The organism is Pseudomonas kitaguniensis (genome assembly GCF_009296165.1).
Taxonomy (GTDB): domain Bacteria; phylum Pseudomonadota; class Gammaproteobacteria; order Pseudomonadales; family Pseudomonadaceae; genus Aquipseudomonas; species Aquipseudomonas kitaguniensis.
This window is the reverse complement of the sequence record NZ_VUAZ01000021.1, coordinates 55,702-78,301: the sequence shown is the minus strand read 5'-3', so window position 1 is coordinate 78,301 and position 22,600 is coordinate 55,702. Positions and strand designations below refer to the sequence as shown.

General features: G+C 57.8%; 24 protein-coding genes, 1 tRNA gene and 2 pseudogenes. 14 read left to right on the top strand and 13 right to left on the bottom strand.

The annotated features are described in order from the left end of the window. The first annotated feature begins 180 nt into the window (after positions 1-180). The 10 genes from F0169_RS27320 to F0169_RS04945 all read left to right on the top strand — a co-directional run bounded on the left by F0169_RS27320 (position 181) and on the right by F0169_RS04945 (position 6,184). Complete coding sequence (locus F0169_RS27320; RefSeq protein WP_161936687.1) at positions 181-348, top strand: hypothetical protein; 168 nt, start codon at positions 181-183, stop codon at positions 346-348. A gap of 88 nt (positions 349-436) precedes the next feature. Then, positions 437-802 (top strand): hypothetical protein, encoded by a 366-nt coding sequence (locus F0169_RS04985; RefSeq protein ID WP_172979333.1) that lies wholly within the window; start codon positions 437-439, stop codon positions 800-802. Positions 803-806: 4 nt separating this feature from the next. Then, a complete protein-coding gene (gene sctJ / locus F0169_RS04980; protein WP_122249518.1) occupies positions 807-1,592 on the top strand; it encodes a type III secretion system inner membrane ring lipoprotein SctJ in 786 nt (261 codons plus the stop codon). Continuing rightward, entirely contained in the window at positions 1,585-2,166 is a 582-nt protein-coding gene (locus F0169_RS04975; protein ID WP_152745891.1) for a type III secretion protein, read from the top strand. Before sctJ ends, F0169_RS04975 begins: the two co-directional genes overlap by 8 nt. Then, complete coding sequence (sctL, locus tag F0169_RS04970) at positions 2,144-2,734, top strand: type III secretion system stator protein SctL (protein WP_152745890.1); 591 nt, start codon at positions 2,144-2,146, stop codon at positions 2,732-2,734. Before F0169_RS04975 ends, sctL begins: the two co-directional genes overlap by 23 nt. Positions 2,735-2,843: 109 nt before the next feature. Further along, positions 2,844-3,077 (top strand): hypothetical protein, encoded by a 234-nt coding sequence (locus F0169_RS04965; protein ID WP_058411460.1) that lies wholly within the window; start codon positions 2,844-2,846, stop codon positions 3,075-3,077. A 28-nt stretch (positions 3,078-3,105) separates the two neighbouring features. Further along, positions 3,106-3,471 carry a type III secretion system chaperone gene (locus F0169_RS04960; protein ID WP_152745889.1) on the top strand — a complete coding sequence of 122 codons (366 nt, stop codon included), beginning with the start codon at positions 3,106-3,108 and terminating at the stop codon, positions 3,469-3,471. 15 nt (positions 3,472-3,486) lie between these two features. Continuing rightward, the gene (sctC, locus tag F0169_RS04955; RefSeq protein WP_152745887.1) at positions 3,487-5,622 is read left to right on the top strand and encodes a type III secretion system outer membrane ring subunit SctC; all 2,136 of its coding nucleotides are present in this window, start codon (positions 3,487-3,489) and stop codon (positions 5,620-5,622) included. Continuing rightward, positions 5,619-5,822 (top strand): HrpT family type III secretion system protein, encoded by a 204-nt coding sequence (gene hrpT / locus F0169_RS04950; protein WP_122249515.1) that lies wholly within the window; start codon positions 5,619-5,621, stop codon positions 5,820-5,822. Before sctC ends, hrpT begins: the two co-directional genes overlap by 4 nt. Continuing rightward, positions 5,819-6,184 (top strand): transcriptional regulator, encoded by a 366-nt coding sequence (locus tag F0169_RS04945; RefSeq protein ID WP_152745885.1) that lies wholly within the window; start codon positions 5,819-5,821, stop codon positions 6,182-6,184. Before hrpT ends, F0169_RS04945 begins: the two co-directional genes overlap by 4 nt. Here F0169_RS04945 and sctU read toward each other — a convergent pair whose 3' ends face one another. Genes sctU through sctW form a run of 11 tightly spaced genes read right to left on the bottom strand, consistent with a single transcriptional unit; the run spans position 6,185 to position 16,316 of the window. Next, entirely contained in the window at positions 6,185-7,282 is a 1,098-nt protein-coding gene (gene sctU, locus F0169_RS04940; protein ID WP_152745883.1) for a type III secretion system export apparatus subunit SctU, read from the bottom strand. Continuing rightward, positions 7,279-8,067: a type III secretion system export apparatus subunit SctT gene (sctT, locus tag F0169_RS04935; protein WP_172979332.1), complete on the bottom strand. Its 789-nt coding sequence runs from the start codon at positions 8,065-8,067 to the stop codon at positions 7,279-7,281. Before sctT ends, sctU begins: the two co-directional genes overlap by 4 nt. A gap of 10 nt (positions 8,068-8,077) precedes the next feature. Then, complete coding sequence (gene sctS / locus F0169_RS04930) at positions 8,078-8,341, bottom strand: type III secretion system export apparatus subunit SctS (protein ID WP_152745879.1); 264 nt, start codon at positions 8,339-8,341, stop codon at positions 8,078-8,080. A 7-nt stretch (positions 8,342-8,348) separates the two neighbouring features. Next, positions 8,349-9,002 (bottom strand): type III secretion system export apparatus subunit SctR, encoded by a 654-nt coding sequence (sctR, locus tag F0169_RS04925; protein WP_058411468.1) that lies wholly within the window; start codon positions 9,000-9,002, stop codon positions 8,349-8,351. Next, positions 8,999-10,012, bottom strand: coding sequence for a FliM/FliN family flagellar motor switch protein (locus F0169_RS04920; RefSeq protein WP_152745877.1), 1,014 nt, complete (start codon positions 10,010-10,012; stop codon positions 8,999-9,001). Before F0169_RS04920 ends, sctR begins: the two co-directional genes overlap by 4 nt. Beyond that, positions 10,009-10,467: a type III secretion system HrpP C-terminal domain-containing protein gene (locus F0169_RS04915; protein WP_152745875.1), complete on the bottom strand. Its 459-nt coding sequence runs from the start codon at positions 10,465-10,467 to the stop codon at positions 10,009-10,011. The genes F0169_RS04920 and F0169_RS04915 overlap by 4 nt, the downstream gene beginning before the upstream one ends. Beyond that, the gene (sctO, locus tag F0169_RS04910; RefSeq protein ID WP_099235364.1) at positions 10,464-10,877 is read right to left on the bottom strand and encodes a type III secretion system stalk subunit SctO; all 414 of its coding nucleotides are present in this window, start codon (positions 10,875-10,877) and stop codon (positions 10,464-10,466) included. Before sctO ends, F0169_RS04915 begins: the two co-directional genes overlap by 4 nt. Beyond that, positions 10,864-12,222 carry a FliI/YscN family ATPase gene (locus F0169_RS04905; RefSeq protein ID WP_058411472.1) on the bottom strand — a complete coding sequence of 453 codons (1,359 nt, stop codon included), beginning with the start codon at positions 12,220-12,222 and terminating at the stop codon, positions 10,864-10,866. The genes sctO and F0169_RS04905 overlap by 14 nt, the downstream gene beginning before the upstream one ends. After that, positions 12,219-13,130 carry an FHA domain-containing protein gene (locus F0169_RS04900; protein ID WP_172979331.1) on the bottom strand — a complete coding sequence of 304 codons (912 nt, stop codon included), beginning with the start codon at positions 13,128-13,130 and terminating at the stop codon, positions 12,219-12,221. Before F0169_RS04900 ends, F0169_RS04905 begins: the two co-directional genes overlap by 4 nt. A 37-nt stretch (positions 13,131-13,167) precedes the next feature. Further along, positions 13,168-15,261: a type III secretion system export apparatus subunit SctV gene (sctV, locus tag F0169_RS04895; protein WP_172979330.1), complete on the bottom strand. Its 2,094-nt coding sequence runs from the start codon at positions 15,259-15,261 to the stop codon at positions 13,168-13,170. Continuing rightward, complete coding sequence (gene sctW, locus F0169_RS04890) at positions 15,258-16,316, bottom strand: type III secretion system gatekeeper subunit SctW (protein WP_152745869.1); 1,059 nt, start codon at positions 16,314-16,316, stop codon at positions 15,258-15,260. The genes sctV and sctW overlap by 4 nt, the downstream gene beginning before the upstream one ends. 263 nt (positions 16,317-16,579) lie before the next feature. Between sctW and F0169_RS04885 the strand changes: the two are divergent. The 4 genes and pseudogenes from F0169_RS04885 to F0169_RS04870 form a co-directional block, all read left to right on the top strand. Continuing rightward, positions 16,580-17,124, top strand: a pseudogene (locus F0169_RS04885) (RNA polymerase sigma factor). A 408-nt stretch (positions 17,125-17,532) separates the two neighbouring features. Then, positions 17,533-17,766 (top strand): hypothetical protein, encoded by a 234-nt coding sequence (locus F0169_RS04880; protein WP_152745865.1) that lies wholly within the window; start codon positions 17,533-17,535, stop codon positions 17,764-17,766. A 265-nt stretch (positions 17,767-18,031) separates the two neighbouring features. Further along, positions 18,032-18,108: transfer RNA gene (locus F0169_RS04875), tRNA-Met, on the top strand. Between the two features lie 165 nt (positions 18,109-18,273). Continuing rightward, positions 18,274-18,807, top strand: a pseudogene (locus F0169_RS04870) (tyrosine-type recombinase/integrase); the annotation flags it as partial. 44 nt (positions 18,808-18,851) lie between these two features. Here the strand turns inward: F0169_RS04870 and F0169_RS04865 are convergent. Both F0169_RS04865 and F0169_RS04855 read right to left on the bottom strand, forming a co-directional pair. Continuing rightward, positions 18,852-20,252, bottom strand: coding sequence for a YfjI family protein (locus tag F0169_RS04865; protein WP_122249507.1), 1,401 nt, complete (start codon positions 20,250-20,252; stop codon positions 18,852-18,854). Positions 20,253-21,807: 1,555 nt separating this feature from the next. Then, positions 21,808-22,599 carry a nucleotidyltransferase domain-containing protein gene (locus F0169_RS04855; protein ID WP_143505311.1) on the bottom strand — a complete coding sequence of 264 codons (792 nt, stop codon included), beginning with the start codon at positions 22,597-22,599 and terminating at the stop codon, positions 21,808-21,810. Position 22,600: the final 1 nt, after the last annotated feature.

Sequence of the window (22,600 nt, the reverse complement as noted above, 5' to 3'; positions counted from 1 at the left end):
GCAACTCCAGCGTTACTCCAAAAGGCAACACGAAGCAATAATTTACATAGATACCTATAAAGTTTGGAACGCTTTGTTTGTCATCCGCCACTTATAAAGCGAGTGATTTCACAGCCACTCAACACCCCACGATAGCCACTGTTCGCTATCAGACTTTATTTAAAATCGTATAGGTGATTTATGTCCTCAATCTCAGGTTTGGGTAGCTCCAGCGCAGGTAACCAGGCGCAACTGGATGCCATCAACGCTGATAAAGAAAAGAAAGTAGTCGACGAGGCCAAAAAGACTGCTGAACAAGAACTGACTACCGCAAAAGCCGGCCGCATTAAATCTTTGCGATTCGCCTAAGCCAGACCAACCTCCTCAGCCCATCAGGTTGAGGAGGTTTTCAGCGTCACCCCGCGTACAACAATCGACACGTTCGATGGAGATTCATATGTACATCGCAACCCCAGGGCTCGCAGAAACCAGAAACACCAGCACCCAGGCCGATGCCTTTGGCGCGATCAACCGGGCGGCGGACATCAGTTTTTTCAACGCCCAACTAGGCAACCCCGAACAGCCCGGCAAAGGCGTCGCGCCCGCCATGGCATCGCCTCCCGTGTCCTGGGGCTCTACTGAGTCGGACACGTTATCCAGGCGCGTGTCCAAAGGGTTCAGGGATTCCAGCCAGAACAAAAATACCAAGGATGCGAACGAGTTCGCCCAATCGCTCGCCGAGGCGCATATCGACATCATGTCACGGGTCAAGGTAATCAGCGCACTCACAAAAGGCATCGATAAAATTTCAAGCATGGGGTAGTTGCATGTACCGCCGTCTAATCAGCCTATTATTTATCTCAACGACCTTAATACTCACGGGCTGTGGCGACAGCGTAGAGCTGCATCGCAATATTTCCGAGCCGGAAGCCAACGAAGTCATCGCGGAACTGGCGGACAAACAAATCCGTGCACAGAAGATACCGGGCAAAGATGGCGTCGCTGTTCGGGTCAAGGCCAGTGACATCAGTCGCGCGGTTCGTACTCTGGACGCTGCGGGGTTGCCCAGACTGGCCCGCTCAACCTTGGGCGATATCTTTCGCAAAGAGGGCGTCATCTCTACACCGCTGGAAGAGCGCGCACGTTATATCTACGCGCTTTCCCAGGAACTTGAATCGACCCTGTCCAACATCGACGGCGTGATCGTCGCACGTGTGCATGTGGTGCTGCCTGAACGAATAGCGCCAGGCGAGCCGGTGCAGCCGGCGTCGGCGTCTGTATTCATCAAGCATGACCCGCGACTGGAACCTGACAAGATCAATCCGCGAGTGCGCAGGATGGTCGCCAGCAGCATCCCCGGAATGGCTTCGGCGGTCGACAATACTGCCAAACTGACCGTCGTGTTCGTACCCGCCACGGCCTATATAGAGCAGCAACAACTTATTCACCTCGGACCGTTTCTGGTACCGGAGCAAGACGTCGGGTTCTGGCGCATGAGCATTTTCGCGCCGCTGGTTGCGTTGATTCTGGGCGGTATTGCCTGGCAAGTCTGGCGCCGCAGGCAAACGCGCGCCTCTGCAGCAACGCCTGCCGCAGCCGACGCTGATGAGTGAAGACCTCAGTTGGGCAAGATGGTGGGCCTTCCCCTGGGAGAATGCCCACGTCGACTGGCTCACACAAACCGGCTTCGTAGAGACAACGGCGCTTTCACGCAGCCATCATGGCCGGGTCAGCAGCATGTTCGAGATCGCCCCCGAGCTTCCCCCGCCGACCTCGGCGGCCTTGCTGAAACTGGTACTGAGTCGCGCGCAACAACAGGAACTCGTACTCGAACTCGTCAATGAGGTGTACAACGCGCCCCCCGGCAGCCAGTTGAATCAAGAACAGCTTCTTTGGTGCCAGCGCTTGGCCAAGGCGCTTCCAACAGGCCCAACACCGGAGGCTGTCGGCGACCCCTTGCACTACCTGCGGGCCTGGGTGCCCCCCGTTATCTGGCAACGGCTGCGCTTGAGCTTTGCTCGCCCGAGGGTGCTTGAGTTGGAGCAAAAACCCAAGCTGGCGGACACGCATGGCCGGCTGGACACCCTGTGGCAAGCCACTATTTGGCGCGCAACCTCTACCCCTGTCGATGATGCCCTGCGCGCCCCCCGCGAGAATTCCAATCATGTTTTGCGCCCGCAAGATTGAGCTGCACACCCTCACTCACGACCTGCCGACGGCCCTGATTCCCAAGGAAATGCTTGCTGACTACACCCAGGCCCGTCAAATGCTGGAACTCGCCGAAACCCAAGCGCAGGCGCTCATACACCAAGCCGAAGAGCGTTGCGAGAGCCTGTTGCAAACTGCCCGTGAGGCGTTCTGGGAGCGCGCCAATGCCCAACTGCAAAGCTGGGAGTCGGAGCGACTGGCGATGTTCGATGAGTTGGAGCATGCCGCCACCTGCGTCGTCAACACAGCGATTCGAAGCATCCTGGAGGAGACCGTACCCGCCCAGCGCCTCGCCGCATTGCTCAATAAATTACTGGCGGCCCAACTGCCGGCAGTCGAGGCGAACTTACTGTGCAACCCGCTGGACCGCGAACTTGTAGAGCAATGGCTTAGCTCCCACTGCGCAGTGCCGTGGACGCTGCGCGTTGAAAACGGGCTGGCCACTCAGTCCCTGGTGCTTGAAACAGAAGATGGCGGGTTTCACATCAATTGGACCGATGCCATCAATATGCTCGTGGCGGTCCCACCCACGACCAAAATCAAGTGACAACTTAGCTCAATAAAAACCTATCTTTTTTAAAAAAACTGGTCGCCGATGGAACTGGTCATTCACCAGGCGCCACACAGGCAATAGAACCCCATTGGAGATACAAGCGATGAATGCTGACGCACGCGTACTCAGTAATCTCTACCGGCAGCAAATTCGCTCCGAAAAAAACCTCGACCAAATCAGTGCCGATATTCCAAACATCGAACGCAGCGAAGACACAACGATGTTCCTGGAGTTTCTGAATGAGGAGAAGTCCAGGCTGGTCAACAATTTTGCGGTGAGTTCGACCTACCTCAGCTACAAACACGAAACGGTTAAATCCGCCATCAATGTCGTCTAGTGACTGGCAGCAAACGTTGACGGACTGTTTGAGTGGCCACCAACAGACGGTTCTGCTGTTTGAACAGGATGATGAGGTCAACGTGCAGTGCGACGAACAACGCGTCGTGCTGCGTGCTCAACTGACCCCTGCAGACCTCGAATTTCCGCTGCAATCCTGGTGCCTTCTCGGCCAGTCCAGCCTGGCGCATTTCCAGGGCGCACTGGCCTTGGCACCCGCCACAGGCCACCTCTGGCTGGTGCAATGCCTGCCTGGGCAATGCAGCCAAAAACACCTGTTGAAATCCCTTGAAGTGCTTCTCAACCAACGTGACACCTGGCGCAGCGTAACGGCGCGCCTGAGAAAGGCTGGGCGCAAGTTCCAGCCCACTTCATTACGTCAGCTGCCGCACTGAAACAGAGACCCTGTCATGCCTAGCAAGATCAACAAGCACACCCGCTTGCGTTTAAACGCGCCCGCGGCGTTGGTAAAACGCGCGCCCTGGCGTTGCCTGCTCGCCCTGCCCTTATTGTTGGCGCCGCTGCACAGCAGCCTTGCCGCGATCCCCCCGGAATGGAAAAACACCGCCTACGCCTATGAGGCCAATCATAAGCCGCTGCGAGATGTACTCGAGGACTTCGCTCAGACCTTTGGCACACAACTGCAAGTCGACGGCCTGCTGGACGGGACGGTCAATGGCAAGATACGCGCGAATACTCCACAGTCGTTGCTCGACAGGCTTGGGGTGGAACACCGCTTCCAGTGGTACTTGTACAACAACACCCTGTATATCAGCACCCTGGACCTGCAAGAGTCCGCGCGCCTGGAGGTCTCTTCCGAGACCGTCGCCGACCTCAAGCGCGCGCTGACCGACATCGGCCTGCTCGACAGCCGTTTCGGTTGGGGTGAGCTGCCTGATGACGGGGTGGTGCTGGTGTCTGGCCCCAAGCGCTATATCGACCAGATCAAGCAGTTCAGCAGCCAGCGCAAATCACCTGACGAAAAGCAGAGCGTGCTCAGTTACCCACTGAAATTCGCCAACGCCGGCGATCGCCAGATCGATTATCGCGGTGAAAAAATAACCATTCCAGGCGTCGCGAGCATGCTGCGCGGGTTGTTGGAACCGCGCTCTCCCAGCACCCTCTCAAGCATGAGCCCAAACCGCTCATCCGCCTCCCAGCCCTCTCCCATCACACCGAATTTCCCGCGGTTGAGCAACCCGATGTTGGGGCAGATGCTTGGCCAGACAGGCAACCAGGGGCCGTTGGAAACGGGCGCAAGCCTCAGCCCGCGAGCACCGGTGTCTATGGGCCGAATTCGCGTCGAAGCCGATGTGCGCAATAACGCCGTACTGATTTATGACCTGCCGGAGCGGCACGCGATGTATCGAGAGCTGCTTACCCAGCTCGATGTGGCACGCAAAATGGTGGAAATCGACGCGATTATTCTCGATATAGAACGCACTGAACTGCGTGAATTCGGGGTCAACTGGGGCAACAGTCGCTTTAGCAGCGACGCGCGAATCGCACCGGGCAGTTCATCGCAATTGTCGATCGGAAACCGTGACCGTTTTTTCGCCAAGATACGCGCACTGGAACAACGCGGCCTCGCAACCATGGTGTCTAACCCCTCGGTGCTCACCCTGGAAAACCAGCCGTCAGTGATTGACTTCAATCGCACCCAATACCTGACGGCAGGCACAGAAGTCGCGACCGTTCTGCCCATCACTGTCGGCACCAGCCTGCAAGTGGTGCCCAGGGTGATTACCACCCGTGGCACTCATCAAGTTCACCTCATGGTGGATATTGAAGACGGTAACTTCGACGAGTCCAACCCGGATCGCCTGGGCCTCGACGTACGCCGTGGCAATGTCAGTACTCAGGCCGTCATGGCGGAAAGCCGCTCGCTGGTGGTCGGTGGGTTCCATGTCACCGAGAGCACCGACAAGCGCAACAAGATTCCACTGCTCGGGGATATACCGCTGCTGGGCAAGGCGTTGTTTTCATCCACCGAACGCAAGAACAATCGCCGCGAACGCTTGTTTATCCTGACCCCGCGCGTGATCGGCGACCAAGCCGACCCTTCACGCTATTTGCCGCAGGAAGATCAGCTGGAGCTACAGGCCGCACTCAAACCACTGGCCAGGCGTTATGCCGAACACCAGCCGGTCATCAAACGCAGTGACATCACCAGCACCCTGGCTCATCTGGTGACCGGGCAAATTCCGCCGGCATTCAAGATGGCAGCGATGCCATTGGGTCTTGAGACCTTGTGCAACACACGCGAAATACTCGCCATGAACACCGAACGCAGCCAGTGGTATGCCGGCCCGCAGTTCAATGTGGCGGTGGTGGTGGTACGTAATCAGATCAAGCGCAATGTGCGCGTCGACGAGAACGAATGCAGCAACTCGCAAACCCTGGCGGTGACGGTGTGGCCGCGCGCCTGGCTCAAACCGGGTGAAGAAGCCGAGGTATTTATCGCCATGCGTCCGGTGGTAAAGGATGAACACATCGGCGTGCCCCGCCCCTCCTTGATCACTCCAGCTCAGAAGGCTACGCCATGAAACACCGCGTGTTGTGCGTCACCCTGATCAGCGCAGTAATGCTCGTCGCCGGCTGCACCCCCACGTGCAAGGGTGACTCCTGCTCACGCCCACAATCGAGCAAAAACACCATGGTGATCTGGTGGCCGCCGCAAACGCGGGTCGAGCCAGGCCCCTCCGGGGAGCGAGCGGACTACCAGACGATATCCCTGGAACAATGAGTCTTCCAGAAGCGTTCAACGATCAACGTCGGGTGTTTCTGGACAACCTGGTGAGCGGCACTGCCGCTCACCTGTCCCTCGCTCACGGGGTTAAGGTGCACGCACTGCACGCGGGCAAGTGCTCGGGGCTGGCCTTGAACATCGCGCGTGAACGGTTACACACCGGGCAGTTGCAGCGCGTGCTTGAGCGACGCTTCGAGCAGGCCTTGCTGTTCGACGGCAGTTTTATCTACCTCGACGCCCAGGGCAGCCTGGTGATCTGGCAGGCGCTGCCGGCATCGCACGCGGCGCTCGACAAGACGCTCAGCCGCATGCTTTCGCTGGCAGGTCTTGAAGCCCTGGACGTACGCGCAAGGCGCTGATCAGCGCAACTCAAGCGCCGGCAACTCCAGGGTTTCGCGCTTGGCGTCATCATCCAGCTCGCGCAAGGTGCGATAGATCAGCGCCACAGCCTGCAAGGTCTCACGCGGGATACCGGCGCCCAGCGCGTGCGTGTACAGCGTGCGGGCCAGCCATACACACTGAATCACCGGCACCTGCGCCGCCTTCGCCTGCTCGATCAATTGGCGCGCCTCGGCGTCCGTGCCTTTGCTGACCAGCACGGGCAGCGGCGTCTCACCGGGGCGGTAATACAGCGCGACGGCAAAGTGCGTCGGGTTGATCACCAGCATGTCGGATTCTTCCAGCTTGGGCAGCTTGACCTTCGGTTCTTCCTGGGACAATTGCTGCGCCAACGCACGGCGCTGGCCCTTCACATGCGGGTCGCCCTCCATGTCTTTGTACTCTTTGACGACCTCGACCTGGGTCATGCGCATGCGCTTGGCGAAGAAGTGCTTTTGCATCGCCAGGTCAATCAGCGCCAGCACCAGCAACAGCCCAAGGCAGGCATGCAACAAGTGGCGGAACAGGGCGATCAGCGCCAGAACATAGGTTTGCAAATCACTGGTAGCCAGGTTGATCAGTGCGTTCAACGCAGGCTTGATCACCACGTACAACACCACGCCCAGGAGCACCGCCTTGGTCACGCTCATCAACAGATTCGTTATTGATTGGACGGAAAACATCTGCTTGAGCTGCTTGAGCGGGTTGAGGCGATTGAAGTCAAGCTTCAAGGTGTCCGGGGCCAACAGAAACCCGATCTGCATCCAACTGCTGATCAGCTTCATCATGACTGCGACGCCAACCATCAACAGCGCGAACGCTAAAAACACCAGCATGCCTTCAAACAGCACCGTTTCCAGCGCGTGTACGAAGGGCTGGCCCATGCTCGACATGGGCAACACCATTAGTTGCTGGAAGCGTTGCATACTGGTTTCGGCCGTAAACAAAGCAATCTCACTGATCGCCGTCAGCACCATTAATTTGCCCACGTCCTGGCTTTGCGAGACCTGGCCTTTTTTGCGTTGATCGCGCAGCTTTTTGGCAGAAGCCGGGTGCTTTTTTTCGCCCGAGTCACTCATGGCGTCGAGACCTCGAACATCAACCCCAATGAGTGTTTAAGGTCGCTCAACAGGCTCAAGCGCCCGACCATCAGGTCCTGAAGCAAGGCAAAGTACAGCAGCAAAATACCAATGCCCGCCAGCGACTTGAGCGGTGGCGCCAGCGTACTCACCTGCAATTGCTGGCTGTAGACGCCGAGTAGCGCGACACCGAACTCCAGAAACAACAGCACGGCAATAAAGGGCGCGGCGTAAAGCATCATGTGGGAAAAGGTGTCGCCAATGATGCCCACGAAAATACTGAAGCCATTGATTGCCGGCAGCGGTATCCAGGCCGTCGCCGGCCAGATCACGTAACTGTCCCAGATCACTTGGGTCAGCACGCTCAGGCCCAGAAAAGCGATCAGCAAGTAAATCACCAATTGTTTGAACAGGTGCCCGATGGGCGTCGCGTCCGGCCCCAATGACGGGTTGAGTTGGCCACCTGCCAAGGCGCCACGCTGGTTATCCAGAAGCGCGCCGACTGACTCGAACATCCAGAACGGCATGGCCAACAACACGCCCAGCAATAAGCCCAGTGCCGCTTCCTTGAACATCAGCCCGGTTATCATCAGCGCGGAGTAGTCATGGGCTACCAGTACCGCATGGATACCTGGCGCCGGGATCAAGGCCATGACCATCACGATGACGTGCCTGAGCATGCCGCGTAAATGTTGGAAGCAGAACGCCGGCACCAGAATGGCACAAGGATAAATACGCGCCATGGCAATCAGCAGGCTCGGCAATAACTCAAGATAAGGCAGCACGTGCAAGCCCTCAGTTCAGCGCCGAACGGGCAATCATGTCGAACATCAGGTTGATCAGTTGAATCAACTCCACGCCGATCCAGCGACCCGTCAAGATCAGGGTGATGCCCACCGCCACCAGCTTGATGCCAAAGGGCAGTGTCTGGTCCTGTATCTGCATCAGGGCTTGAATCAGGGACGTCAGCACGCCGACGATTACCGCCACGATCAGCGGCGGTGCCGACAATACGACGACCAGCAGCATGCCCTGTTTGAACAGTACGATCGGTTCCATAAGGCACTCAGAGATAAGAGAGGAAAAGGCTGTCGAGCAACCGCGACCATCCGGAGACCATGACGAACAAGAGCAGTTTTAGCGGCAGGGAAATGGTCATCGGCGAGACCATTTGCATACCGAGGGCCAAGAGCAGGTTGGAGACAATCAAATCGATGACGATGAACGGAATGTAGATCAGAAAGCCGATTTCGAACCCCGCCTGCAACTGCGACAGCACAAAGGCCGGGATCAACAGGATCAGGTCATCGCGCTGGGTGCTTTGCGCCATTTCAGGCGGCCACATACGCGCGCTGTTTTCCTGCAGGTGGGTCAACACGTCCGGGTCGGTGTTGCGTTTCATGAACGCGCGCAGCGGCTGTATGGCCCCAAGCCCGGTCTCTTGCAGCGTTTGCACACTGCTCATGTCCAGCGGCGACACCTTGAGCTGCTGGGCAATCTGGTAACCCACCGGCGCCATGATAAACAGCGTCGCCGCCAGTGCGATTCCGTTGATCGCCATGCTCGGCGGCACTTGCTGAACGCCGATCGCGTTGCGGGTGATCATCAGCACAATGACGATCTTCAAGAACGCCGTGCAGATGATCAACAGCATCGGCATCAACGACATTGCCCCGAAGAACAGCGCCAGGATTACCGGGTCGATGCCCTGAAATATCATCGGGAGAAAACCACGCGAGACATTTGCAGGCCGAGTCGGCCATCCACTTCCACCAACTGCCCCTGACCAATAGGCCGTTCACCGTAATACAAGCCAGCCATGCCGGGGGCATAGCCAGTGATACCCAACACCGCACCGGGCACCAGGTTGCGCAGCTCGCCAAGGGTCAGGCTCATCAGGCCGCAGCGCACGGTCAGCGCCATGCTCAACTCATCGAAGGGCTCCTGGCCGAACGCATCCACCACCGGGTGATCAAGCTCAGGCCCTGGGTATTCTTCTATTACAAAATCTTCGTCCACGGAGGTTTCCTCGATCGAAATAAGGTTCAGGCATAACGGCCCGGATTCATCGTCAATGCGCCCTTGCAGACGATGGTTGGCGATACGCAAATGGCCATGGCCCTGCGCGTCGAAAAAAGGCTGTTCAAGCATCACTACATCGCCGGCACGCAAACCGCGCAGTTGCTCGACGTGCAGGCTCAAGCGGCCCAAGGTCACGACGATTGCCAACGGAAACGACAGCGGTAACGGGCCGGCCATACGCTGCCATTGGCCGGCCGCGCACATCGCCAACAACGTCTGGGGCGCCATCCACACGTAACCTGCGACCCTGGAGGCGCCCAGCGTCACGGTTAAGCGACATCCAAAGCCCAGCTTTGTGGGGGCCGGCAGCAATCGCAGGTAACCGAACAGCGCTAACAACTGCGGGCTCAAGTGATGCAGAAACAGCTCCCAGAACCAGGACGTCGGGGAGTTGCTGGCCTCTGCCAGGGTGACCGGGCATTCGCCCATCAGGCTGAACATCGGCCCGGGTTCGGCGAATGCCAGCACACCGATGGCGCTCTCGAAACACATAGGTTTTGCGTTCGCAGGAGCACGGCCGGGCTCAAGCAACAATTCACCCGGCTGATCCGCAACCTGGAACGGCATGCGTAAACCGCGCCCCAACCGCTGTAACGCGGCAACCCTTCCGGCATCGACCAATGGCAAGGTTAAAACTGACATGATCATGCTGGGTTCGCGTGCCTGATATGAACGTCGACAGGCTGCCCCAAAGCCTCGGTCAGCGTGTCCTGGCAGCGTTTGTGCTGACGGCTGAGCCACTGCGCGGTGCGCTCTTCTTCAGCCTCCAGCTCGACGCTCCAGGTGCCGGGTTCCTTACGCACACTGGCGTTGATTCGCCCCAGCCGCGGCAGGTAAAGCGCCACCAGCAAGGGCCATTGCGCGGCGCCGTGGATTCGCGTCGTCAGTTGCCCGGCCAACGCCTCAAGCATCACCCGATCAGGTGACGCCATCAGGCCAGGCAACGTGGAAACGTAACCGCCTTGATCATCACTTTTAGCAAACAGTTGGACAAACAAGCGCCTTTGTTCCAGGGACGCCGGCGCCCCACTGCCCACTTCAGCGTCTTCCCATAGCTCGCGCACACGGGGCCGTTCAGACTTGCTCACAGGCACCTGCTTCATGTTTCTTCCTGTACCAGTAGACGGGATAATTCCAAAAGCTTTTCAACTTCGCGCAAACGTTGGGTGACCTGCCTCTGCACACCGTCGATGTGGATCACTTGCTGCTCCTGCTGGCCATGTAACTCATGCAACTGCGCTTCTTCGCGCTGCGTACTGGCGCACAACGAGCGCTCCTGGGTGTTCCACGATTTGAGCTGCTTGAACGAGATCACTTGCCCTTGGTGCTGGCTCAATAACTGCGCGCCCTCCTGGGCCTCCTGCAGGCGAGTTTGCTCAAGGGCTTGCTGCGCCTGCTCAACTTGCAACTGCAACGCGCGCTGATGCCTTTTAGCCTCACCCAACGCGCGCTCAGCGCGGTCTGCCCGGTGTTTGCGCAGACGCCGCAGCGTTTCCAACTCAGAAAGGAACATGCGCGGTCAGCTCCATCAGTTGATCCAGGGTCGCCTGCATCGGCGCGGGTTCACGCAAGTCCTGGCGCAGAAAGCCATCCACCGCCTGCCGGCTGTCTACCGCCATGTCGGTCAGCGCGTCACTGCCAGGCTGGTACTCGCCCAACTTGAGCATCAGCTCGATCTGCTGGTACGCCGACAACAGGCGCCGCAATGCCGTACCGGCCTGGATATGCTCAGGCGTGGCGACGTTGCTTAGAATTCGTGAAAGGCTGCCCAGTACATCCACCGCCGGGTAGTGACCGCGCTCGGCCAGCTTGCGCGACAGCACAATATGGCCGTCGAGCAACGAGCGAACCTCGTCGGCCACCGGGTCATTCATGGAGTCCTGTTCGATCAGTACGGTGTAGATCGCGGTGATCACGCCGTCGCGGGTCAAACCGGCGCGCTCGACCAAACGCGGCAGCAAGCTATACACCGAAGGCGGCAAGCCGCCGCGCCCCAGCGGTTCACCGGCGGCCAGGCCAATTTCTCGCTGAGCACGGGCGAAACGGGTCAAGGAATCGATCAGCAGCAACACCCGCTTGCCCTTGCGTCGATAGCCTTCAGCCAATGCCGTGGCGGTGAATGCCGCGCGGGCGCGCTCCATGCTTGAGCGGTCGGACGTCGCGCAGACCAGCACTGCCTTGGCGCGCAACTGATCATCCAGCTCATGGTCGAGGAACTCGCGCAGTTCGCGGCCACGCTCGCCGATCAGGCCGAACACAATCACATCGCAATCAACGTTTCGGGCGATCTCCGCCAGCAAGGTGGTCTTGCCACAGCCGGCACCGGCAAACAGGCCCACGCGCTGGCCCTCGGCCAACGTCAACAGGCCATCAATCGAGCGCACGCCGGTGGCCAGTGCGCGATTAATCCTCGGCCGCTCGGTCGGCAACGGTGCCTCACACAACACCATGCTCGCGTCCGGGCCGTCGGCCTCCACGAAGGCACTCGGGCCGTCGCCCGCAATCGGCCGCCCGAAACCATCCAGCACCTGGCCCAACAACTCATCACTGACGCGCACCCGATGCGACACCCCCAGACGCTGCACGCTGGCGCCCACCCGGATGCCTTCAAGGTTGCCCAGGGCGCTGAGCACGGCGTCCTGCTGATCGAAACCGATGATCTCCGCCAGCATGTAATCGTCGCTGGTTTTTTCAACCCGGCACAGGTCACCGATACGCGCGCTGGGCAGGCGGCATTGCAACAGCATGCCGTTGACGCGCTGGACTCGACCGCGCATCGTCACCGGCATAATGCTGGCCAGCGACTGGGCCTGGCGTTGCTGCCAGGCAGCCAGACGTGCTTGCAGGTCCTCGCTCACCAGCGCACCTCATACCGCTGCGCGCCGTCGAAGACCACTTTGCTGTTGTCGATCAGCACCAGGCGTATGCCATCCACTTCATCACCTACAAACAACCGGCTACCCTCTTCCAGCACCACGTGGCCGTTCGGTCCACCCACGATCTGTACAATTTTGAACGGCAATACGCCGTCGTTTACGCGCACACGGCTGATCACCGGCACGGCGCTGTCAAACTGTTCGCCGAAGCGGTTGAGCATGCGCGTTACCAGTTCAACGTCGTCTTGGGAAACGTCGCCGTTGAGCGCGACCTGACCATTGATCACCTGCAAGCTGACCCGTTGGGCCAACTCCCGCTCAATGAGCATCTTTAACAACTGCTGGCGCACTTCAGACGGCGAGATCAGTTCATGCTTGGTCGCTACGGCCGGCATTAACGAGGCTTGGGCCTCACGCTCCCCGGTGGAGGTCAGGCCCACCAACACGAGGATGGCCACCACCACCAGCGCCACGCTGATCAGACGTTTTTGCTGCGAGTGCGTGATCGACGATAAGCGCAGCGCGCTCGGCGCCTCACGTGGCAGAGCCCGTGGCGCAACGGCAGGCGCATCAACCGGAGCCGGTGCCTGGGGCCAGGGCTGATCGGCCAGGGTGACGCAGAGTTGGATGGCCCCCACCGAAAACGGCACGTTCAGCGCCAAGCTCGCGATCTGGGCCAGCACTTGACCCTCGGCACCTTGCAACAGCCCGGCTTCGGCCTGCACTGACCAGTTCGAGTCAACCAGGCGCAACCGCGCATGGTGCTCGGCGATGCCCGGATCATTCAGCATCAAGTCAGCGTCAGGGTGCGCACCGATGCTCCACTGCTCACCAAAAAGCGGCAGCGCAGCCCCTTGATGCAGGCCGCTCAGCACTCTCAACTCAAACATCATCGAGCACTCCCGTAGGCTGAAACTGGCTGAATATTCATGCCACCGCACCACGCATCAGTTCATCCTGGCCAAGGTCAAAACGCCCGAGCACTTTCACTTTGGACGTACTGCCCAACTCCGCAAAGGACAGCACCGGGACATGGTTGAACTCTTCCAGCAACAGCGCGCGCAGCGGGCTACGCAGGTCTTGCGCGACCAACATCACGCTTTTGAGCTTGGCGCGTAAGGTAAAGGCCTGGTTGAGGAGGTTGATCAGCGCCGCGCTGCTTTCAGTGTCGAGGGCAAAGAACACGCCGGTCTGGGTCTGGCGCAACGCTTCGCGCAAGATGTTCTCGGTCTGCGGCGACAACAACCAGGCATGCAAGCCATCGGCTTCGCTGTACTGGTGGAAGATCTGCGCCTTGAGCGCAATACGTGCATAGTCGGCCAACGCGTCCGGCTCACGTTCATGCTGGCCATACTCGATCAGCGACTCGACAATCAGCCGCACGGCGCGCAACGGCACGCCTTCACCGGCGAGGCGCTGCAATACCGCAGAAAACCGCGAAAGCGGCATGATTCGTAACAGTTCTTGAACCAGCTCCGGCTGGTTATGCTCCAGCCAACTGAGGATTGATTTGCTTTCCTGGATACCGAGGAACTGCGGCCCGCTGAGCATCATTGCCTGCTTCATGCGATCAAGGATCAGGTCCGTCGCGGTGAAGCGCTCCAACTGCGGGTCATCGAGCAGCGGATCATCAGCGGCCAACCAGACTAAATTCTGTTCATCGCGCTCAGCCAACCCCGGCAGCGCGTGCTCAGGCTCGACCGTAAACGATTTACGCGCCACCGCCAGGTAGCTGACGACAGACGCCTTGACCATCGGCACTTCATGCACGCAGAAGCGCATTTCATCATCGTCCAGCGAATCATCCAGTTCCACTTCGAACGGCGGTAACGTCAAACCAATGTTGGCGACCATCGCGTTACGCGCCTGGCGAATCCCGCGAATCAGGTCCGTCACTTCAGGCGTGCCACGCAACGCCTGGGGGAACTGCAACAGGTAAGGCCGCGACGGGTCGAACCCGCGCAGGTCCTCATTGCCATTATCTTCCGGGCGAACGGCATCGGCGTCTTCAACCTCGGGTTTCTCTGCCCGCTGACGCTCACGCGCAAGGTAATAACCCAGGCCGCCGGTCACCATCGCGATCATCACAAACACCACGGTAGGCATGCCGGGCACCAACGCGAAGGCGAGCATGCCGACCGAGGCAATCATCCAGCTCTTGGGCTCACTGGTCATTTGCCGAGCAATCTCGGCCCCCATGTTGGTCGCGCCTTTGCGCCCTTCCGGGGCCACACGGGTGATGATCATGCCGGCGGTCAGTGAGATCAGCAGTGCGGGAATTTGTGCAATCAGGCCGTCACCAATCGTCAGCACCGAATACAGCGCCATCGAATCGGCAGCGCTCAAGCCGTGCTGGAACATGCCCGTGGTAAAACCACCCAACAGGTTGACCACGACGATGATCAAACCGGCGATAGCGTCACCTTTGACGAACTTCATGGCGCCGTCCATGGCACCGAATAATTGGCTCTCGCGGGACAACTGCTCGCGCTTGTCGCGCGCTTGAATGCCGTCGATCAGGCCGGCACGCAAGTCGCTGTCGATAGACATTTGTTTGCCTGGCATCGCATCCAGGCTGAAGCGTGCCGCCACTTCGGCGACGCGCTCCGAGCCCTTGGTGATCACCAGAAAGTTGACCAGGGTGAGGATCAGAAAGATCACCATGCCCACCGCCAGGTTGCCGCCCACCACGAAATTACCGAATGCCTCAACGATGTCGCCGGCGTCCTGTTCCAACAGGATCAGGCGCGTCGTGGCGATCGACAGCGCCAGGCGAAACATGGTGGTCAACAACAGAATCGACGGGAACGAGGAGAACGCCAACGGCCCCGGCAAGTACAGCGCCAGTACGATCAACAGGCAGGATATGCAGATGTTGATCGCAATCAGGATGTCGACCAGCCAGGTGGGCAGCGGCACAATAAAGATGAACACAATGCCCATGACCACCACGGCGCCGAGCACTTCGGCACGCTGCGCGACCTTGAGCAAGACGTTGTTGATGGCCGACAATGCGGTCACGCCAGGGTCCTCAATGCAACGGCAATGCCTGCAGGGCCGCGTTCGATACGGGCAAGCTCATCCATCACCACCAAAAAGGCATGCAGTGCGTCCTGACGCATTCGGCTGTCAGGCCACACCGCCTGGGGCAACGTCTGGATCAGCGGGTAAAGCGCATTGAGGATCGTCAAGTTGCGCGGCGACGCGCGGCCGCCAAGATCCTCCGTCAAGCGCAGCACTTCAGCCGCCGCAATCCCGGAGCCTGCGTAACCCAGCATGCGTTGCAGCAGGCCCACTGCGTCTTGCTCGATATGCAGGCGCTGGATCACGCCGTTGCAATTGGTCAACACCGAGTTCAACTGCCCGCAGCTTTGCAGGCCCAGCAACAGAGTGCGCAACAGCGCCGAGGGGACTGAAGAGACATGCGCCGCTATGTCGTCCGCCAGGGCTTTACTCATCACATTGAGCCCTTTGGAAAACTCCCCGCCGCCGTACACGCCCAGCAAAGCCTGCATCATCGTTGCCAACGATTGCCGTGTGACCACGCTGGAGTAATAGAGCACGCGTAACGCCTGGCGCTCTTGCGGGTCGACACCCGCGGCCTGCAACGCCACAGCGATATTGAGGCCCGCCTGGATCTCCCCCTGGAAACGCACCTCCAGCTTGGCGATGGCATCACGCGCCAGGGCCGCTTCGGACGGGCGCACCTCGCTGTCCGCCTGTGCCGCCACATGCTTGAGCACCACAAACGCACGCGCAGGATCACCCCCGGTGAGGTCCATCAACTTGTCGACAGTGGGAAGCTGCAGCAACTGCATCCTGATCTGCCGGGAAATCGACGACAACGTCGTCTGGGCCGGGTGCCCCAACTGTTCATAGAGTTGCGCGAGCTGCTCGGTGGGGGGCACACGCACGCCCAGCGACCGCTGCGTCAGCACCCGATTGTTGGCTTCAACTTCCTGACTGAAGATATGAGCAACGTCATCAATCTTCGGCGTGGGCGCGGGGGCAACTGCAACAGTGGGTTGATCCAAGCGCTGGATAGAGTGCACATCGTTGATGGATTCGACTTTCATGGGCATGCCACTACCGGGGTGAATGTTTCCCTATGTGGCAAGACCTACGTCACTGGTTCCATCGAAATGGCGCTGATCGAAAAATTGAAAAAACCCGCACAGAGCGTGGCTTGATTTTGCAGATTACTGCGTAAAAAGCGCGCTTAACAAAATGATTTAACTATATAAATCAATAACTTGTTCTTATTTTTCTGCTTGGCACAGCCAGTGCAAAAGGCTTGACGTCGACACCAGTTCGACTGCGTCTTCCTTAAGGAAAAAATATGAATATTCCTATTGAAACTCTGGCTCACCTCGTCGCAGCTCGCCTCAATTCATGCTCCAACTGACCGACGACCAGCAGAAAAAGCTTCGTCGTTTTATTCATAAACGCGTACTCAACCCCGAAGATGCGGATGACATCCTGCAACTGACCTACCTGGAGGCCTGGCGTAACCGGGAGCGCTTCAGTGGCCAAGCGACCCTCAGTACCTGGATGTGCGGCATTGCACAGAACCTGGTCCGCAACCATTTTCGGCGCATGTATGCCAAACCGGTGCATTGCGAATTCGATGAGTCGCTGTGGCATGGCCAAGAGGAAAACAACAACCTGGATTGGGCGTTCGAGATCAATCGCCGCCTGGAAAAAACCCTGACGGCCATCGACGACTTGCCGGTAGAAATGCGTAAAACGCTATATGCCTCGTTGGAGACCGACGGCAGCTATCAGGACACTGCCGACGCCTTGGACATCCCTATCGGCACCGTTCGCTCACGCCTGTCGCGCGCGCGCGAACACCTTAAACGCGTCACGCACAACCCGTTGTAACCGTAAGCCCCTGTAAAGGGGAAACCGTTGGGCGGCAGGGATATCTGCCCAACCGAATCACCTCTTTTGTGTGTGACAGCAAGAACGATCAGCGCCCGTACAAGCCCCCCGGCAACGCCGCGACGCCCTCGCCGAAATCGAATGTGGGAGCCTTATGTGAGAGCGAGCTTGCTCGCGATAGAATCAACTCGGAAGGCCTGACACACAGAGTTGCTCGCATCGCACCCTGTTTTGTAAAGGGCCAGTAGGGCGTGTCCGTTTAAATTGCAGGACGTTTCCTGAACAACCTTTTGGGCTTGCTCTCACTCAGTTAGCTGATTAATTTCGCCCCGCCACTTATCAAGCGGCCTGGGTTTAGCAGCCGGAAATCAATAGGTGCCAACTTCGTTCATAAACTGGAGTTACACCATGAACACATCGCTTCCACCCACAGATTGCCTCGTCGTCAACGAAAACCTCAGCTTCGAAGACGCCCAGCTCTACCTCTCCCACCTGATCCACAGCGCCTGCGCCACCGTGCTGGGCTGCGGCGACCACCTGCAACCCCACGACCGCGCAAAAATTCACGCCGTGTGGCACTTGCTGGAAATGGCCAAGACCGTGATTAACGGCTCGATTGACAGCCTGCACCCGCGCCAATAACACAGCCTGCAAAGCGCCACCCACCCAATGTGGGAGCGGGATTGCTCGCGATAGCGTGGTGTCAGCCAGCACCTCTGCCGACTGAACCAACGCCATCGCGAGCCAGCCCGCTGCGACAATGGCTCATGACCGCTGCAAAACCGGTACGCACCTAACCACTCGTCGCCGATTAGCCTGATTTCAGTTAAACAGTTGAAAGCGTAGAAAAATTTTCAACAAAAGTGCTTGACGCATTCCCGTTCTACGCGAATAATGCGCGCCACTTGGCTACATAGCTCAGTTGGTTAGAGCATAGCATTCATAATGCTGGGGTCCGGGGTTCAAGTCCCTGTGTAGCCACCAAGTACCGATCCATAGATGTCTACAGCAGTCTATGAATCACCTCAAGAAGCCCGCCTAGTGCGGGCTTTCTTGTTTCTGGACGGCCAAGCTGATCCACCCGCATCCTTCACATCCTGTATGCCTCCATGTATGCCTCAATATAAATTGAACTGGAGGCATACACGGATGAAGCGCAGCGATATTAAACGCCGTCCTCTCTCCGATACCACACTAGGCAATCTCGCTCCTGAAACGGGTGCGTACCGCGAGCTAGACGGCTCGGGGCTGTATTTCAGAGTAAAGCCTAACGGGCAAAAATCGTGGGAGTTACGCTATAAGAAGCCAGACGGCAAATGGTCGTGGCTCGGGCTTGGCGGTTACCCAGAAGTCAGCGGCGCCCTTGCCCGGCAAAAGGCAGCCGAATTGAAATCGGATGCAGCAGAAGGCAAAAATCCATTAGCCGCCAATAAAGCTAGAAAAGCTGCGGAGGCAGCAGCAGCAAACGAAACCTTTGAAGCCTTGGCTCGCGAATGGCATACGTCTCGCTTGGGTGGCTGGGATGTCGGCACAGCGAAGAGAGTACTTGGAGCCTTGGAACGCCACGTGTTCCCCCTTTTCGGAAAACGTCCGTATGTCTCCATCATGTCGATGGAATGGATGGAGCTTTTGAGAGGACTCGAACGTCAGGGAATCTTGGAGCAGATGAGTCGTGTGAGGGCTTCTTTTGACGCTGAGCCAGATGGTTGCGCAGCGCTTCATCAAGATTAAACATGGCGCACCTCGAAGGTGTGGCCATCGGTGATCAACCACTGATGATCAATCAACTCGACCAGCAGCTTGGCGGCATGACGGCTGCTCTTACGGGCAAAACGGGGGCCGTTGCGATTTAGTTCCCGAATACTGAAGCGCTTCCAATCTTTGACCTGTAGCCAGCGCAGCAACCGATCAGCCTCTTCCTTTATCTGGCACACCGGCTCGTGTTCGCTCAGACGCTGAATCTCGGTGAGGTAGTAGCCCATCAAGGTCGAGGCCCGCTGGATATGATCAACCTCCACGACACTGCTCTCCTCTACAACTGCTAGGATGCCGGCGATGCGCAACAGGTTGTCGGCTGCCTTTGATCCACTGGGCCGCACATTGGCCAGCTCGCCAAACTCACCCAGTTGAGCTTCGATAGCGTCATGCAGATCAATCCAGCGACGACGAGCCAATGCACTGAGGCTCAGCGTTGAAAGCAACAGAGCACCGTCAGCCGAAAGTGACCATGGCTGATGAAACAGTGCCGAAAGGCGGTGGTGATATCGCTTCAGGGCAGGATCTTTGGACAAGTCGACAGACTGATAGCTACGTTGTCCGGCAAGGCTGATGGGCCAGGTCATCAGGCAGCGACCAAGGATGCCTTGCCCCTGCAGCAAAGGATCGCTGAGCAACTGCATCGCCAAGTACGGTTGCAGCATCAAGTGCAGACTCAAACGCCTGTCATAGGCCCGTAAGCTTTCCCCGGCCATAGAGCGCGCACGATCAATCGGACTGCCATCCCAGAGTGACGACAAGGTCGTGACCGCTTTCAAACGGTTATCCCGACTCATGGTGCTGCTACCGAGGAATTGTCCTCCTTCATCGCAGAACAGACCCATGCTGGGCAAGTCATGACAGAGCCCCTTGATCAGCGCCTCGATAGTCGGGTCCGTGGTGATCAGCCTCGGGGCTGAAGGCTCCGCTTCGCGTGGCACCCCGTTCGCGGGCTCAGAATCGGCAGGCTTGATACGCTGCGCTTCCCGCTGTGCAACACGGTGCCGTGCAAGCTGTTCTCGGTAACGCTGCCACTGTTCACGCTCCCACTGCCGGGCAGGCAGCAATGCACATCGATCCGCCGCTGTTTTGCGGTCGCCGGACGCGGCCACCGTAATCAGGTACAGCGACAGAGGGTAATTTCTCCCGTCGAGCTGTAAACCCGCATGTCCTTGAGTGGCCAGCGCCGAGGCAGCCAACACCGATTGAGCGGCCAGTGCCTGGGGCACGCCGATCACCTCGGCCATGCGCTCGACCGCAGGTCCAAGAATCCCTCCCAATGCCTGCACCGGATAAGGCTGGGCCACAGGATTCGACTCAATCAGCGGTCGAGGTGGTTGTGGTAGTTCAAGCTTCGGAACTAACTGCTGCATGGGCCCTCTCCTCGTTCATTGCTGGTCGTCCTCACGTAGCCCCGCCACGGGTGTTGAGTGTTATCAGGGATCAAGGCCCCTGCGGCCTGTGAGGTGTTCACTGACGCGGACCGAACGGCTCCTTATGACCGGGAGCGAGGGCATGACCCCATGAATCTGGCCTCCTTGGCGCATCCGAAAATGCGGGCGGGTGAAGGCTATGCCGACTGACGAGTTCGGCACCTGGAGATCCTGGGTGGGAGAAAGCAAAGACCTGGACACCTGGTGCATGCCTGACTGTCAGTCAGGTGCAGCCCTTCCGTAGGCTGCGGCACCGGTGCCTGTATCGTTGCGGATGCCGACAAATCGGATTTGTCAGTCCGATTGTCACGAGTAGAGTTGCGGCAATGCCATGTACGACGTGGCTTGCAGCAATGGTATGAGCGCCCGTCTCTTTCCAGGGAAAAGAGACGGGCGAAGTCTGGCGCAGCGAAGTGTGCCAAGAGGTGAGGTTGCTGCAATGCAGCGAGGTAGGTCCATCGTCTGCCGCAGTAGGCAGATTGGTCGAGTAGGCATCCATCACTCCTGGGGAGTGACCGTGCGAGCCGCCGGACGCTAATCGCACTTGGGGAAGAACCACCACGCGAGTGGCGTAGCCTTAAAGGTTCTGGCTACCTGGGCAGGTGCTGTCAACGACGGCGATCCGTGCGCCAATTGTTATACCCACTCGAAAAGGCGGTCAAGCGTCACGGCCAAAGAGCTCAGAAAGTGGCGACTGTCGCCACTTTTGTCGCCATGCTCCAAGCCATGTTCCACGTGGGTTGTCGCCAGTGTCGCCGGTGTCGCCACTTCTCTAGCCATGCCCTCAAAGCAAGCCTCACTCTGATGCTGAAACTACAGGACACTCAATAGAGATGACGGGTAATTACCGATGGATAAAAGCAGGCATAGTGCTAATCAAATATGAGTCGGAGTGATGGAACGAGGTGACTTTGAAAAAAAGCGAGTGAACCCTCCGATCCGCGCGATCAAAGATCGCTTGATCGGAGGGTTTGGCGGAAAAAGCAAAATCTCAAAAGTCAAAAGAGTCAAAGCTGTTTGACTGGGCAGTGACGGATTCACACGCCGCATAATCAGCGTCTGCTGCAACCGCTGCAAAAAACCGGCTTCGAATGCATCCTATAGATCAATTACCTGGGCGATGTCACTTTCGATTCTGCGCCAGTGCGCCATTAGAGTGGTAGTTATGAGCCGTCAAGCCAACTATGCGTACAAAGAACACCGTCCTCAATCATCGGGTCGAATTCATTGCCCGAAGGCGTTCCGATATCCGAACAGCCTCCAGTGGAAGGCACTGCATAGTACTTATTGATCGGCTGATGAACGCGCTGAGCTGGGATACCCGACAAATATCGGAATGCCTTATCGAAAAACACGGCAGCGTCATCCAACAGCTCCATGGATAGCTGAACGTCCTGCGAAAAATTAAGCAGAATGAATATAAAGATAAATGAGCAGGCTTTGGAGTAGCCGGAACCATAAAAAATTTTGATCCAAGTAACTCTCTAGAGGAATTCTAGAATGACTCCTCAAATCCACTCCAGATACCGCCTCCACACGAGCTTATGATCAAGAGGATAGCATCAGTTACCGCATCTTTGTCACCTCCACAAATATATGAAGTGTAGCATTCAATGAATTGACTCAACAGATTGACGCAACTAGGATCCTGATTGATGCCAGCAACCATATGTTTACTGTTACTGACCCAACCCTGAGCAACCAAGTTGAGAAGGGAGGTCACATCCCCCACCATTGAACACAAGAGAATATGCGCTTTTAGTGATTCCGGCTCCTGATGAAAGTCGGTTAGCTTTGTGGTTAACGAAAACCTCAACTTTCGACTTAACCGCTCCACCCCTTGAGTACCGCCTGCATGATCTTCAAGAATGCCATTGACGCGATTCCTGATAGAAAGCGATAGCTTCTCGCCCTTTAGAATCATAGTTTCTGAGAGCGCTCTTAAAATAGCTGCATACCGTGTTTTCCAAGCGTGCGTCAATAGCTGATCAAGAAATGAAATAGATAGTACATTCAGCTCAACAGGAATCCCTTTAACCACTTCAAACTGGCGTCGCCAACGAATACTCTCATCTACTACGAAAGCGTATACGTCGACATCTGAATAGTTTCGTGCACGGTGATTGGCATACGAACCACCTAAAAACACCGAAACAAAGCGCTCATCAGCTGTCACAAAAGAGAGCGTTTCCTTGATGGCCTCGAGTGACAGTCGGCCCCGAACTGCCTCTCGTCCTATCCCGAGCATGGTACGGTTAAGAAAATCTTCAATAGCTGACCCGTTCATC

Coding starts and splice junctions, on each gene's coding strand:
- F0169_RS27320 (WP_161936687.1), top strand. CDS start 181: ATGTCCTCAATCTCAGGTTTGGGTAGCTCCAGCGCAGGTAACCAGGCG.
- F0169_RS04985 (WP_172979333.1), top strand. CDS start 437: ATGTACATCGCAACCCCAGGGCTCGCAGAAACCAGAAACACCAGCACC.
- sctJ (WP_122249518.1), top strand. CDS start 807: ATGTACCGCCGTCTAATCAGCCTATTATTTATCTCAACGACCTTAATA.
- F0169_RS04975 (WP_152745891.1), top strand. CDS start 1,585: ATGAGTGAAGACCTCAGTTGGGCAAGATGGTGGGCCTTCCCCTGGGAG.
- sctL (WP_152745890.1), top strand. CDS start 2,144: ATGTTTTGCGCCCGCAAGATTGAGCTGCACACCCTCACTCACGACCTG.
- F0169_RS04965 (WP_058411460.1), top strand. CDS start 2,844: ATGAATGCTGACGCACGCGTACTCAGTAATCTCTACCGGCAGCAAATT.
- sctC (WP_152745887.1), top strand. CDS start 3,487: ATGCCTAGCAAGATCAACAAGCACACCCGCTTGCGTTTAAACGCGCCC.
- hrpT (WP_122249515.1), top strand. CDS start 5,619: ATGAAACACCGCGTGTTGTGCGTCACCCTGATCAGCGCAGTAATGCTC.
- F0169_RS04945 (WP_152745885.1), top strand. CDS start 5,819: ATGAGTCTTCCAGAAGCGTTCAACGATCAACGTCGGGTGTTTCTGGAC.
- sctU (WP_152745883.1), bottom strand. CDS start 7,282: ATGAGTGACTCGGGCGAAAAAAAGCACCCGGCTTCTGCCAAAAAGCTG.
- sctS (WP_152745879.1), bottom strand. CDS start 8,341: ATGGAACCGATCGTACTGTTCAAACAGGGCATGCTGCTGGTCGTCGTA.
- sctR (WP_058411468.1), bottom strand. CDS start 9,002: ATGATATTTCAGGGCATCGACCCGGTAATCCTGGCGCTGTTCTTCGGG.
- F0169_RS04920 (WP_152745877.1), bottom strand. CDS start 10,012: ATGATCATGTCAGTTTTAACCTTGCCATTGGTCGATGCCGGAAGGGTT.
- F0169_RS04915 (WP_152745875.1), bottom strand. CDS start 10,467: ATGAAGCAGGTGCCTGTGAGCAAGTCTGAACGGCCCCGTGTGCGCGAG.
- sctO (WP_099235364.1), bottom strand. CDS start 10,877: ATGTTCCTTTCTGAGTTGGAAACGCTGCGGCGTCTGCGCAAACACCGG.
- F0169_RS04900 (WP_172979331.1), bottom strand. CDS start 13,130: ATGTTTGAGTTGAGAGTGCTGAGCGGCCTGCATCAAGGGGCTGCGCTG.
- sctW (WP_152745869.1), bottom strand. CDS start 16,316: ATGAAAGTCGAATCCATCAACGATGTGCACTCTATCCAGCGCTTGGAT.
- F0169_RS04880 (WP_152745865.1), top strand. CDS start 17,533: ATGAACACATCGCTTCCACCCACAGATTGCCTCGTCGTCAACGAAAAC.
- F0169_RS04865 (WP_122249507.1), bottom strand. CDS start 20,252: ATGCAGCAGTTAGTTCCGAAGCTTGAACTACCACAACCACCTCGACCG.
- F0169_RS04855 (WP_143505311.1), bottom strand. CDS start 22,599: ATGAACGGGTCAGCTATTGAAGATTTTCTTAACCGTACCATGCTCGGG.